At 37.6% G+C, this 12,798-nt stretch carries 13 protein-coding genes; 7 read left to right on the plus strand and 6 right to left on the minus strand.

Features of this window, described 5'->3' with window-relative positions:
• Positions 1 to 74 precede the first annotated feature (74 nt).
• Positions 75 to 3,668, minus strand: a complete 3,594-nt coding sequence (locus JL102_RS19565) for a CheR family methyltransferase (protein WP_202246152.1) — start codon at positions 3,666 to 3,668, stop codon at positions 75 to 77.
• Between the two features lie 211 nt (positions 3,669 to 3,879).
• Here JL102_RS19565 and JL102_RS19570 point away from each other — a divergent pair, with 211 nt between their 5' ends.
• Complete coding sequence (locus tag JL102_RS19570; RefSeq protein WP_202246153.1) at positions 3,880 to 4,242, plus strand: response regulator; 363 nt, start codon at positions 3,880 to 3,882, stop codon at positions 4,240 to 4,242.
• Here the strand turns inward: JL102_RS19570 and JL102_RS19575 are convergent.
• The 4 genes from JL102_RS19575 to JL102_RS19590 are packed head-to-tail and all read right to left on the minus strand — an operon-like array spanning position 4,239 to position 7,362.
• Positions 4,239 to 5,219, minus strand: coding sequence for an MlaD family protein (locus JL102_RS19575; RefSeq protein WP_202246154.1), 981 nt, complete (start codon positions 5,217 to 5,219; stop codon positions 4,239 to 4,241). The two genes, JL102_RS19570 and JL102_RS19575, sit on opposite strands and share 4 nt — an antisense overlap.
• Positions 5,220 to 5,234: 15 nt before the next feature.
• Positions 5,235 to 5,969 (minus strand): ABC transporter ATP-binding protein, encoded by a 735-nt coding sequence (locus tag JL102_RS19580; protein ID WP_202246155.1) that lies wholly within the window; start codon positions 5,967 to 5,969, stop codon positions 5,235 to 5,237.
• 1 nt (position 5,970) lies between these two features.
• Complete coding sequence (locus JL102_RS19585) at positions 5,971 to 6,747, minus strand: MlaE family ABC transporter permease (protein WP_202246156.1); 777 nt, start codon at positions 6,745 to 6,747, stop codon at positions 5,971 to 5,973.
• 9 nt (positions 6,748 to 6,756) lie between these two features.
• Entirely contained in the window at positions 6,757 to 7,362 is a 606-nt protein-coding gene (locus tag JL102_RS19590) for a superoxide dismutase family protein (RefSeq protein ID WP_202246157.1), read from the minus strand.
• 222 nt (positions 7,363 to 7,584) lie between these two features.
• Between JL102_RS19590 and JL102_RS19595 the strand changes: the two genes are divergently transcribed.
• Together JL102_RS19595 and JL102_RS19600 are read left to right on the plus strand one after the other, a co-directional pair.
• Positions 7,585 to 7,896, plus strand: coding sequence for a hypothetical protein (locus JL102_RS19595; protein ID WP_202246158.1), 312 nt, complete (start codon positions 7,585 to 7,587; stop codon positions 7,894 to 7,896).
• Complete coding sequence (locus JL102_RS19600) at positions 7,868 to 8,617, plus strand: tetratricopeptide repeat protein (protein ID WP_202246159.1); 750 nt, start codon at positions 7,868 to 7,870, stop codon at positions 8,615 to 8,617. Before JL102_RS19595 ends, JL102_RS19600 begins: the two co-directional genes overlap by 29 nt.
• Here the strand turns inward: JL102_RS19600 and JL102_RS19605 are convergent.
• Positions 8,614 to 9,249 (minus strand): TetR/AcrR family transcriptional regulator, encoded by a 636-nt coding sequence (locus JL102_RS19605; protein WP_202246160.1) that lies wholly within the window; start codon positions 9,247 to 9,249, stop codon positions 8,614 to 8,616. The genes JL102_RS19600 and JL102_RS19605 overlap by 4 nt on opposite strands.
• Before the next feature lie 109 nt (positions 9,250 to 9,358).
• Between JL102_RS19605 and ggt the strand changes: the two genes are divergently transcribed.
• The 4 genes from ggt (at position 9,359) to JL102_RS19620 (ending at position 12,784) form a co-directional block, all read left to right on the plus strand.
• Complete coding sequence (gene ggt, locus JL102_RS19610) at positions 9,359 to 10,933, plus strand: gamma-glutamyltransferase (RefSeq protein ID WP_317191653.1); 1,575 nt, start codon at positions 9,359 to 9,361, stop codon at positions 10,931 to 10,933.
• Entirely contained in the window at positions 10,933 to 11,055 is a 123-nt protein-coding gene (locus JL102_RS24040; RefSeq protein WP_317191654.1) for a hypothetical protein, read from the plus strand. The genes ggt and JL102_RS24040 overlap by 1 nt, the downstream gene beginning before the upstream one ends.
• Before the next feature lie 90 nt (positions 11,056 to 11,145).
• Entirely contained in the window at positions 11,146 to 11,574 is a 429-nt protein-coding gene (locus tag JL102_RS19615; RefSeq protein WP_202246161.1) for a hypothetical protein, read from the plus strand.
• 496 nt (positions 11,575 to 12,070) lie between these two features.
• Positions 12,071 to 12,784 carry a hypothetical protein gene (locus JL102_RS19620; protein ID WP_202246162.1) on the plus strand — a complete coding sequence of 238 codons (714 nt, stop codon included), beginning with the start codon at positions 12,071 to 12,073 and terminating at the stop codon, positions 12,782 to 12,784.
• Positions 12,785 to 12,798 lie beyond the last annotated feature (14 nt).

The raw sequence follows: 12,798 nt of genomic DNA on the forward strand, positions 1-12,798 counted from the left end.
ATGATAATAGGTGCAGAGATTGATAAAGTAAGAACATTCCTTTATTTGCAAAGAAATGTTCTTACTGGTATTTTTTAAACAGTATCTAAACGGAAGCCTATAGTAGTTCCTTTATTGACACCTTCGCTGTCGATGTATATTTCACCCCAATGCCTTTGTATGATCTCTTTACTGATATATAAGCCTAAGCCAATACCGCCGGTATGGTTAGCTTCATCTACCTGATAGAAACGATCAAATATCTTATTCATTTTATTCTTATCTATTCCTATTCCCTGATCATGCACTTCTAACCAAACACTTTTATCATCAGTGTTAAGCGATACTTTTATCTCTTTATCAACTGGCGAAAATTTCACTGCATTAGATAAGAAATTCAATATTACCTGTTCCAGGCGCGGCTCGTCTCCTTTAATGAATTTATTGGTATCACCTTCCACTATTATAGTATGACTTGTAGTGGGCATAAAATTATCCACAGTATTCCTCACAAGAAGGTCGAAATTGAGTCTGTGAAAATCGATTCTCACTTTATCTGCTTCCAAACGGCTTACATCCAACAGATCAGAAATCAGCTGATTTAATTTAACTAAAGACCTGGAAGCCTTTTTTATATAATTCTTAACATCACCCTCAATATTGTCTTCTTCAAAGCGCTCTTCAATGAGCTGAACATACGCATTTACAGACGTGAGAGGAGTTTTTAACTCATGACTGGCCACATTAAGAAACTCGTCTTTTTTCTTTTCGACCATTTTCTGGTCGTTAATATCCACTGCTGCTCCTATAAAGCCAAGGAACTTGCCATTGGCATCAAAACGTGGTACTCCTTTATCAAGTACCCATCTATAACCATTCTCCTTCACGTTATAAAGACAGTACTCTACATTATATTCTTTTTTATTCTTAAGTGCTGTTCTTAAAGCAGAAGTATATGCCCCTCTATTTTCGTCTTTAATAAAATTTAACCAGCCCAGCCCCTTCAGCTCTTCATCTTCAGCTCCTGTAAATGAATTCCACTCTTTGTTAAAATAGTTGAATTTTTCATCTATATCATATAGCCAAATCAAAGCTGGGGTAAGATCAGCAATTATTTTGAAGCGCTCACTAAATTCCTGCAACCTATCACTCAAACGCTTAATCTTAGTAATGTCCTGAGTCAGATACATGATTTTATCCACCTCTCCGTTTTTCTGTAAAGGTATGGCCGTAAGGATGTATTCTAGATCATTATACTTAAAGGTAAGCTGTTGCTGGACTCCATGGTTAAATGTATCTCGGAAAACAGACCATATTTTTTGCTTAGTTCCCTCATCAGGATTATAAAACATGTGCTTTTTACCTACATAATCATCACTTTTCAAATTGGCCAGGTCCAGCCCCTGCCCTCCTACAAACTCCATCACAAAGTCCCTATTAAGTATTCCTATGGTACCATTTGGCAAATTATCTGTTACTGCACGGTATAAGATCTGATTGTGCTCCAGCTCGTCTTTTATGTGTATTAGTTGCCTTTCCTTATCTAAGAGATTATCATTAGAAATCCTAAGCTCACTATTAGCAGCAGAGAGTTCTTCATTGGCTGATTGTAACTCCTCGTTGGATGTTTCTAGTTCTTCGTTAGAAGACTTCAGTTCTTCATTGGCTGACTGCAACTCTTCATTCAGAGATTGTAACTCTTCATTAGAAGATTCCAGCTCTTCTGTAAGAGTTTGCAAATGCTCTCTTGCAGAAGCCAGCTCATGCTCCAATTCGTCAATTTTATTTATATTATAATCTTCAGGAGAAACATCCCTATCCATGTACTTATAGATACCTTGCAGGTTAATTTTTTCAAAAATCACCATAAAATAACCTGGTGCATTTTGCCCCGCTAATGGCAGTATTTTGATCCTCACATAGTGTATCTGATCAAACAGATGGAATTTAATAATGCTACTTGCCTCTGTAACTTTAGACTTTTTCACTTTGGTAAGCAGCGCATTAAGCTCAAGTACCATTTCCTTATTGACCATTTTCAGGAGATTAGCACTCATGGAACCTTCACTGACCTCCAGGTAAAGTCTTACGCTTCCTCTTATCTGTTTTATTTCGGCATGCTCATTAATGATTACCAATGGATTCTCATAATATTCGAACAAAGTCTCCTTGGCCACATTCATTAATGACAAATGGTTAGAGGGCTTATCTTTAGGCCTTTTCTTGCCACGAATATCTCCTCTAAACTTGCTAAACAATAAAGGATATAATGGATTACCCACTGCCCTTCTAAATATTTTATGCTTTACATCCTGCTTATCAAAAAGCTCCTGCATTACACTGACGCTTTCGGACTTACCCAAAAACAAAAGGCCATCATTTTTCAATGAATAATGAAAAATTTTAAGCGTTTCCTTTTGAAGATCATTATTAAAGTATATCAAGAGATTTCTACAAACTATACAATTGAGCTTCACAAAGGGAGGATCTATGGTAATATCATGCTTAGAAAATAGTACCATCTGTTTCAATATTTTCTTTACCTCATAGCCTTTTTCTGTTTTTTCGAAATACTTTTCTTTGATTTCGGCGGGCATATTCTCCAGGCTACTTGCATCATAAACGCCTTTACGGGCTTTTGCTAGAGCTTTCTCATCAAGGTCCGAAGCAAATATTTGGACCTTCCGTTTTTGTATCGCCTCTCCTAAAATCTCATGAAGCAAAATAGCTATGGTATAAGGCTCCTCACCAGTAGCACAACCCACTGACCATATTCTGAAGGCCTCATTAATAGGAACTTTCACCAGCTGATTCTTCAGCTCCGCATGTAGTGATTCAAAAGATTCTTCATCTCTAAAAAAATCAGTAACCCCGATCAGTACCGTCTGGAAAAGTTCTTCAAGCTCATCCGGAGTTTCTTTCAGATAATCATAATACTTGGCCAGGTTATCCATTTCTAAACTCTCCACCCTCTTGTCAAGCCTTCTCATAATGGTGGTAGACTTATATTTAGTAAAATCTGTGCCTGTCCGCTCTTCCAGCAGGGCAAATATATTCTCTAGTTTGTCACTATAATCGAGGTGTTCTGCAGCCAACCTTTGATTAGTCATAGATAATAAGATTTCGTCATACATATCTGCCGGAGCCACTATACTATCATACTCATTGGTGCTAATCACCGCTTGAGGCATATCGGGCTGCTGCGCAGTTTGTGGGTGTTGTACTATAATTGTTCCTCTGGCATCTCTAATGGCTTTTGCCCCTTTTGTCCCGTCGTCTCCAAAACCAGAAAGCACTACTCCTATGCTCCTATCTCCATATTCTTTAGCCATGGAAAAAAAGCACTTATCAATAGATGGTGCAACTCTTCTAGGGCTTTTTAATAAATCTAGACATATCTGGCCTTTTTCAACGAAAACATCACAATTATGTGGAGTAACATAAACCTTTCCTGCTCTGGGTACGGTACCATTTTCAACCTTAACCACTTCCCAGTGACTTTTCTTACTCAGCACTCCTGTGAGTTCACTGGGATAATCAGGGTTCAAATGCTGAATAACTAAAATGCAAAATTCCTTAACTCCCTCCTCTATTGGCAGATGCCCTAAAAAATTTGACAATGCATCTATACCTCCAGCAGACGCTCCTATTCCTACTATAAATAATTCCTTTTTATTGACTTTAGTCATAAATATTAGCTGCAATTTTAGGCAATACTATAACACATACCTTCCTATGTAGTTTAATTGAATAAATGATAGATTAAATATTTCTACACACTTTTCAATATTAGCTATTCCTTGAGACTTACTACTAACGAGATAAAATTATTTATTAAATAACGACATACGTAGCACTATTATTGAATAAGTCTTTGAATAGTAAAGAGATGAAAAAAAAATGAAAAAGAGAGTTTTAATTTGCGATAACGACCCTGATATTGTAGAACTTGTGAGTTTGATACTTAAAAGAAAGGGTTTTGATGTTTTTTCTTCAGATAATTGCAACAAAGTGAATCAGAAAATAGAGCAATATCACCCAGATCTTATCATAATGGATTTATGGATTCCTGATTTAGGTGGAGAAAAAGCCACAGAAATGTTGAAAAATTCCACCGATTATAAACACATTCCTGTCGTAATACTTTCCGCGAATAATGAAATTGCTAATATTGCCAAGCGCAGCGGTGCTGAAGATTACCTTGCTAAACCCTTTCATATAGAATCGCTGGTAAAGAAGGTAAATCGATATATTGCAGCTTAATCCTTTTTGTCGTTTTTATCCTTGTCTTTATCCTTTTTAGAGAATAGGTTAAGTAGCCAGCTGTCGTTGATGGTCTTCATTACTTCATCAAGATCATCTGTACCTTTTTTTACATTTATTATTGTTTGCTCAAGATCTTTCGCTACCGTGCTGTCATTAAGCAATTTATCAATAGCGCCTTTGCTGTTATTAAGCTTAGTCATAAAGTCTTTCAGCTCACGGCTGGCTTGCGCGATGCTTTCGCCAGCAAAGTAAACAGAATCTAGCGTATGATCAATTTGCTTGCCCCAAGTGCTATCAGAAAGTGCCCTAGCAATCAGGCCATCTCCGTGGTTTACTTGATAGGCCGCTTGTTCTACCTGCCGTGTAATTCCTGCGGCATGTCTTGAACTTTTTTCTAAAGAAGCTACCATTGATGTTACTCGATGTGCCATAGTTGTATCTGATACTACCTTTCCTAGTAAGCCCTCTGCATTCTTTATCTGGTTACTAATAGCGAGCAAATTAGCTGTTAAATCTTGTGCATTATCTGAGGTTTGTTTAAAGGAAGCTACCACATCATCCAGGCTCACGGGTTCCTTACTTCTTAGCTTATCATCTTTAGCTATACTTTTTGCTTGAGCTGTACCTGCTGATATGCTTACTATTTTATTGCCCATAAGTCCATCAGAAACTATAGAGGCAAAGGCATCATTTTTAATAAACTGAGCAGATTCTTTATTGATAAGCAGTACTGCCCTTACAGTAGAGTCACTTACAATTTCTATGTCCTTTACGGTGCCGACTTTTATTCCTGAAAAGCGTACATTATTCCCAGGCTGCAGGCCACTAACGTTTTTAAAAGTAGCGGAAACGCGTACTTTATCACCAAAAAGCTGTTGCTGGCTGCCCAGAAAATAAACTACCCCTATAAAAAAAGCTATGCCTATAACTATAAATATGCCTAGCTTAACATCCTTTTTTATGTTCTTTTCCATTTTTTTGGGTTCAAATCATTCGAAAAAATTCTTCAACCAAGGGTCATCTTTGCTACTGAGATCATCATAAGATCCTTCAAAGGCAAAAACGCCATCTTTAATTACTTTCATTCTGTTAGCCGTAATTTCTGCACACTTCATATCATGAGTGATAATAACTGATGACATCTTGTATTTATCCTGCATCTCTAATATGAGATGACTAATCTCCTTTGAAGTAGCCGGATCTAAACCCGTAGTAGGCTCATCATACAGCATTATTTGAGGCTGTAATATAAGGGTTCTGGCCAGCGCTATTCGCTTATTCATACCTCCAGAGAGCTCAGCTGGCATCTTTTTTCTGGTATCTTCCAGCCCCACATTCTCCAGTGCTTCTTCTATCCTTTTTTCTATTTCATCATTGTCTGGCTTATTAGGCAGCCTCTCTAAAGGGAAACGCATATTCTCTTCTACCGTCATGGCATCGTATAACGCCCCTCCCTGAAAAAGAAAACCAACCTTTCTTCGGTATTCATTAAGCTCATCATCCTTATGCAGTGATCTAATATCAGTACCCAGCACCTCAATATCACCGTCATCTGGCTCTATTAGCTTTACAATACACTTAATAAGTACTGATTTACCAACACCACTTTTGCCCAGAACCACCAAGTTTTCACCTTTTTCAAGGTCAAAGTCTATCCCTTTAAGTATTTCATTACCGTCAAAACCCTTTTTTAAACCCGTTACTGATATTGCTTTTTCTTCCATATCAAATAAACAATTGAGTAAGCTGCACGGCCATCAGGTCTATCACAAAAATGAACATAGATGATATTACCACCGCCCTGTTAGCGGCATTTCCCACTCCTGTGGTGCCTTTTGAGGCATTTACACCTTCATAGCATCCTATTATACCTATGGCAAAACCAAAGAAAAATGTTTTAGCCACGGCAGGCACAATATCACTGAAAACCAGCGCTCCTAAAGACTGATGGTAAAAAAGCTGCACGCTCACATCGCCTTCAAGATTAACGCCTACATAAGATCCTATTAAAGAAACGGCATCGGCATAAAACACCAGCACGGGCACCATAAGTGATGTGGCAATTACCCTGGAAACCACCAAATAATTAAATGAATTAGCTCCTGACACCGTCATGGCATCTATCTGCTCTGTAACTTTCATTGAGCCTAGCTCTGCGCCTATTCCTGAGCCTACCTTACCCGCACAGACCAGCGCGGTGAGCACCGGACCTATTTCTCTGATAATAGAAATGGAAACCATGGCGGGTAGCCAGCTTTCTGCCCCAAACTGTTCCAGAGTGGGTTTTGTTTGAAGAGTCATTACCATACCGATTATAAACCCTGTGGTAGTGACTAAAAATAAAGATTGGTATCCTAACTTATAGGATTGATTAATAATTTCTCTTATTTCTAGAGGACCCCTAAAAATTTGCCGGAAAAAGAGCGCCGAATAGCGCCCGATTCCGGCAATATTAATGAGGAATTTCTGTAAAGAATCAGGTAATGATTCTGTTATTTTCATTTTTAGTAATTAGTCGGCATTAATTACACCACAACCGATCCTTGCTCCGGCAGCACCTGAAGGCTGAGAAGTGAAATCATCTGCGCCTGCATGTATGATCACAGCCTTTCCTACTACGTTAGAATCTATTTCTCCGCCTATGGTCCAGTCTTCAGCTACAATGGATAAAGAACCTTTTCCATCTTCTCCTACTGTCATGTTTCCAATATCACCTTTATGGAATGTTTCAGAACCTCTTTTTCCGTGATCTACTCCTGTAGGGTTCCAGTGGCCTCCGGCAGATTTACCATCCGCAGCACTACAATCACCTTTTTCGTGAATATGCACTGCATGCTCTCCAGGCTCCGCATTTTCTACGTTTATTTCAAATGCAATACCATCAGGAGTTTCCGTGAAAGTAGCTGTTCCTGTTATTTCACTGTCAGACTTAGCTTCAATCATTGCTGTAGCTGCTTTCATCTCTACATCTTCAGTAACCGTTTCTGTCATGCCCGTGTCTTCCTTTTCCTCCATGGAATCCATATTGCCACTGTCTTTGTCTTTACTTCCTGGGCTACAAGCTATTACTGAAACTGCTATACCTGTAGCTAAAAAAAAGCTTCTTAATTTTCTCATAGTAATTCTCTTTTAGTTGGTTATTTTTTTACTGATTACTCAAGTAGCTCCCTTCTTATTTTTCTGCTACTGAGTAATACCTAAGAAATGCGCTCACCCCTGCTATTGTTATAGTATAGCTCCATTTTTTTGATTTATCAGCACCAATAAGAGCAGTTAGTAACTAAAGCATTTTCTATTCTCAATAAAAACAGACTACTTTGCGTTTTCAGCTAAAGACTTTTGAAAAGACTCATTTACATATCAGTAATTATTTTCATGCTGCTTATAGCATGCAACAGCACCAAGTATACCACGGTGAAGCATGTAAAGCCAGTGAACAGAAATCGGTTTTTTGATAGAAAAGGTGATAAAAAGAAAAAGAGAGTAAAATATGTAAAAGTAAAAATCCTAAAAAAGTCACCTACCGTAAAACCTAAAAAGCCTAAACCTCCCAAAAAGAAAAAGCAGAAAAACACAGAAGAATTAGCACCATCAGATTCTACAAAACTTGAGTCTATACCCAATGAACCAGACAGCACAGGAATACATTAATGAAGGAGTAATGCACTCCAAGAAAAATGACTTTGCTACAGCCATTGAAAAATACAGCCATGCTTTAAGCATTGATCCTGCAAACGCTGAGGCCTTATATAACCGAGCCAAATGCTATGTAAAACTGCAGCAGGTTGAAAAGGCCCTTCAAGACTTTGATACGCTTATAGATAACCATAAGGAAGTTGCTTTTTATTATAGCGAACGTGCGGTGGTAAGGCACTTAAATAAGCAAAACGACAAAGCCATGGAGGATCTGGATAGAGCTGTAGAACTTGAGCCAGATAAGCCTTTCCGGTACTCTAGCCGTGCATTCATAAAAGAAAAAATGGGCAACTTAAAAGGGGCTTTAGAAGATTATGAAAAAACCATAAGTCTAGACCCTGAAGATGCTATTGCGTTTAACAATAAGGGCCTGGTAGAAGAGCAACTCGGCTATATGGAGCAATCAAAGAAGAGTTTTCACAAGGCCGATTCACTAGATCCTAAAAAAACATCCGAAAAGCAAACTTCAATACCCGAGCCACGCCAAGAACCTGCTTCAAAAGTAAATATTGAGCAAAAGCAAAAAACTACTTCTATTGAAGTTATAAAAGGAGAAGAACCAAAGTTGACGGTAAAAGGCTATCTTCATCAGGTTAAAAAATTAATTAGTGACAAAGAAGAACGAAAACAGTTTAAACAGTTTATTAAAAATACATTAACAGGAAAAAAAGATTAATTCAACCCCCTAAGAACAGTATCAATATTCTTTCTAAAAAACATCTTTAAAGGCTTTATCTGCGCCATATGTGATCGTACTATAGAGCCATAAAGTATGGATACAAACAAATTAGCCAACTCGGTAGTATCACTCATGGCGGTTATTTCTTTATGAAAGATAGCTTCCAATACAAACTTCTCCATCATCTGAGGTATTGATAAAATCTCTATCTTACTCAGGCTTTCTTCATTAGGATAAAGCAATTGACGCTCTACAGCCCGCAAAGGAAACGGTGATGGAGGTCGGTTCAGGCCCATATAATAGCTGATCAAACTTAAGATTAAGCCTGGGTTCCTGTCTATAGTATCTGCCATCTGATCAAAAAGAAAATAAACAGCTTCTAGCCCCTCTTTAGGTGAATGATGTAAGTCTACAGCTCTTTCAAGACACCATATTCTTAAGTAGTATAGTAACACATCGTCCTTCTGAGGGAAATACTTAAAAAATGTCACCTTAGATACACCCGCTTTTTCACAGATGTCATCAACATACAATTCGGCAAATGAGCCTTTGCCTACAAGCTGCTTAGAAGCTATTAAAATATCTAATTTTATTTTGGCGGATTTACGCTCTCTTAGACCTACTCCCATAAAAATTTAATTGCAGAACAATATAAACGTTATTCTTCACAAATCGCATCTAATTCTATAAATTTCACTATTAAAGTCCGATATTAGAAGAATTTCTATCCTAAATGATATGCATTCTAGAATTTACGGCTTTCTCCTTATAATAATTGCCATAAGCTGTAACCCTCCTGAAGCTTCAGAGTCGTTACAAGTACAAGGAACCATAGCCGACAGTGCCATGGTGGTATCAGCACATCCGCTGGCTACGGAAGTTGGTTTAAAGATCTTACATAAAGGAGGTAACGCTGTAGATGCCGCCATTGCTGTACAATTTGCTTTAGCAGTAGTATACCCTGTCGCAGGAAATATTGGCGGTGGTGGCTTTATGATTTACCGAGATAAAGATGGAAATACTGATGCTCTGGATTTTAGAGAAGCTGCTCCTTTAGCGGCACATAGAGATATGTATCTGGATAAAAACGGAGACGTAATAGAAAACTTAAGTACACTAGGGCACCTGGCAGCAGGCATACCGGGCACAGTAGATGGTATGGTGGAAGCCCACAAAAAATATGGCTCCATGCCTTGGGAAGAACTAGTACAACCAGCTATTGACCTGGCAAGCAAAGGTTTTACACTCACTAAAAATGAAGCAGAAGGCCTGAATGAAAATTACACTGACTTCTTGGCCTATAATACCACGGCTGATCAGGAGTGGATTACTGATCAATGGAAGGAAGGAGATTCGATACAATGGCCAGACCTGGCTAAGACCCTTACCTTGATTCGGGATAACCAAAGAGAGGGATTTTATGCAGGAGAAACAGCCCAACTGTTAATAGCAGAAATGCATAGAGGTAAAGGCATTATTACTTTTGAAGACCTGGAAAATTACCATGCCTCATGGAGAACACCAGTAATAGGCCAATACAAGAAATATAAAGTAATTTCTATGCCTCCTCCCTCCAGTGGCGGCATAGCTCTGATGCAACTACTGTATATGATGGAAGATTACCCTTTAAAAGAATGGGGGTTTCATAGCCCTAAATCGATCCATTATATGGCTGAAGCCAAAAAAAGAGTGTATGCCGACCGTGCTACACACCTCGGTGATCCGAATTTTCATCTGGTTCCACAAAAGGAATTACTGAATAAAAAGTATCTAAAAACCAGAATGAAATCTGTGAACGATAACAAAAGCACTCCTAGTGACTCTATTAGCTCCGGTTTATTTACTCCTTATGAAAGTGAGGAAACTACTCATTATTCTATAGTAGACGCACAAGGCAATGCCGTTTCCATAACTACTACTCTCAACGGAAGCTATGGCTCAAAAGTAAGAGTGGCCGGTGCTGGTTTCTTTTTAAATAATGAAATGGATGACTTTAGCATTAAACCTGGCACCCCTAATATGTACGGTCTGGTAGGTGGAGAAGCTAACGCGATAGCACCTTTCAAACGCATGCTTAGCTCCATGACACCTACTATTTTAGAGAAAGATAATGAACTGTTTATGGTAGTAGGTACTCCCGGAGGAAGCACCATTATCACATCTGTTTTTCAGGCTATCATCAATGTTACAGAGCATGACATGAGCATGCAGGGTGCTGTAAATGCTGGTCGCTTTCATGATCAATGGAGACCTGACTTGCTATTTATTGAAAGAAATGCTGTAGATAAAAATGCCATTGAAAACTTGAATTAATGGGTTACAGTGTAGATGAAAGGAACTCCATAGGCAGAGTTGATGCGATTTTGGTATTACCCAACGGGAAACTGGAAGGTGCCGCAGACCCTCGTGGAGATGATGAAGCTATGGGGTATTAATACCTATAATTAGGCTGTTATTGCTAGGCGGTTTAAGTGATAATTCTAAATTTGCCTTTTAATTTTTTTATATAGTTTAATTTTTTTATTATGGATCAAATCATAGACAGGCCTACCGAAAACACTCCTAACGGGAAGATTTATAAAGATAGCGGAATCACCCTGGGTACTTTTCTAGGAGGACCTTTGGTAGCAGGCTATTTAATGGCAGAAAACTTCAAGAAATTAGGAAAAGAGCACTTAGTGAGCCAAACATGGATTTTCACTATAATATTTTCTGCTGGGCTAATTGCCATTCTACTTTTAATTCCTGATGATATTAACGTTCCTAATATGATATTCCCGATAATGGAAGTACTATTAGTGCGCTATTTATTTAACCTCCATCAAAAAGAAGACGCTGAAACTTATGTAGAATCTGGTGGTGAATACTATGGCTGGGGAAGAGTGGTAATTATATCTATAATAGGATTTGCCCTTACCATAGCCGCTATTTTCTTTACTGTTTTATTCTTTTAATTAAATCCTAGGTACTCCTACCTGCTGGATCATAAACAAAAAATGACACAAAAAAGAGGCTTGCCACTACGGAAGTGGCAAGCCTTTTTTATTGCATTTAAGCAAAAGGATATTCATTATGCCTTAATTAGAAATAATATTATTTTGGCGTTTCTTAAAACAACAAACACAGGGCTTTGAGGCTAACACTTTACTCTTAGCTAAAATATCTATTAAACTCCCAGATCTGGGAATTAAAAAAAACAGAATATAAGGTTTAATAAAGCGACATATTTAAAACTTAATGAACAATAAATCAATTAAGTGTATTACTTGAAATTACCCTACATCATCAATAGCAACCACAGATTTAAATATAAGTTTATATTCATATCATTCAATTACAAATAAATTAGCATTCATTTGTTTTATTTAATTAAAACATTCTTCATAAATTAAATGGTTACTTTCAATCGTAAACTGTATTTAACTTTTGAAAAACATAATTTATTTTAACATGAAACAATTTTTATTAACCATGGCGCTGATAGCATTTTTGGTATCAGCTCAAGCTCAAACTTTTTCACCTGCCTTTCATGGCTTTTCTAAGAAAAAAACAACTTATATTACTAAAAAGGATGGCACTGAGTTGACTGGAAGATTAAAGAGTCTTTCGTGGAAAAAAGGGCTCATTAAAGAAATCAAGTTTGAAGATATAGAAGCCGGAAAAAAGGTAAAAATCAAACCTGAAGATATAGATCACATGTATGTTCCACCAAGTGCCATGGCTAAATTGGCTCAGAAAATGGATGCTGCAACTGATTTAACTAAAATCAGAGATAATGAGCTTTCATCTGAACATTTAGAAGATGGTTATCTGTATATGGAGTCTTCAAAAGTACAGATTAAGAAGAAAAAAGTGATGGATTGCATGCTTCAAGTTGTTAACCCTACTTTTAGTGGAAAAATAAAAGTGTATAATGATCCTTTCGCTAAAGAAAGTGCTGCAATAGGAGTTGGAGGGATGACACTTGCTGGTGGTCTTGACAAATCTTACTATATCAAGAAAGAAGGAGAAACTATTGCAAAAAAGATAAGAAAGAAAGATTATAAAAAGGACATGGCGGAGCTTTTCCCTGAGTGCCCTGAATTACTTTCAAAATATGCAGCAAACCCAGACTGGTCAGAGTTTGAAAAATTCATATACGACTATTCTACTATGTGTAAATAATTTTCTAATAACAA

The sequence above is a fragment of the Fulvivirga sediminis genome, from assembly GCF_016757215.1.
GTDB lineage: Bacteria > Bacteroidota > Bacteroidia > Cytophagales > Cyclobacteriaceae > Fulvivirga > Fulvivirga sediminis.

Coding starts and splice junctions, on each gene's coding strand:
- JL102_RS19565 (WP_202246152.1), bottom strand. CDS start 3,668: ATGACTAAAGTCAATAAAAAGGAATTATTTATAGTAGGAATAGGAGCG.
- JL102_RS19570 (WP_202246153.1), top strand. CDS start 3,880: ATGAAAAAGAGAGTTTTAATTTGCGATAACGACCCTGATATTGTAGAA.
- JL102_RS19575 (WP_202246154.1), bottom strand. CDS start 5,219: ATGGAAAAGAACATAAAAAAGGATGTTAAGCTAGGCATATTTATAGTT.
- JL102_RS19580 (WP_202246155.1), bottom strand. CDS start 5,969: ATGGAAGAAAAAGCAATATCAGTAACGGGTTTAAAAAAGGGTTTTGAC.
- JL102_RS19585 (WP_202246156.1), bottom strand. CDS start 6,747: ATGAAAATAACAGAATCATTACCTGATTCTTTACAGAAATTCCTCATT.
- JL102_RS19590 (WP_202246157.1), bottom strand. CDS start 7,362: ATGAGAAAATTAAGAAGCTTTTTTTTAGCTACAGGTATAGCAGTTTCA.
- JL102_RS19600 (WP_202246159.1), top strand. CDS start 7,868: ATGAACCAGACAGCACAGGAATACATTAATGAAGGAGTAATGCACTCC.
- JL102_RS19605 (WP_202246160.1), bottom strand. CDS start 9,249: ATGGGAGTAGGTCTAAGAGAGCGTAAATCCGCCAAAATAAAATTAGAT.
- ggt (WP_317191653.1), top strand. CDS start 9,359: ATGCATTCTAGAATTTACGGCTTTCTCCTTATAATAATTGCCATAAGC.
- JL102_RS24040 (WP_317191654.1), top strand. CDS start 10,933: ATGGGTTACAGTGTAGATGAAAGGAACTCCATAGGCAGAGTTGATGCG.
- JL102_RS19615 (WP_202246161.1), top strand. CDS start 11,146: ATGGATCAAATCATAGACAGGCCTACCGAAAACACTCCTAACGGGAAG.
- JL102_RS19620 (WP_202246162.1), top strand. CDS start 12,071: ATGAAACAATTTTTATTAACCATGGCGCTGATAGCATTTTTGGTATCA.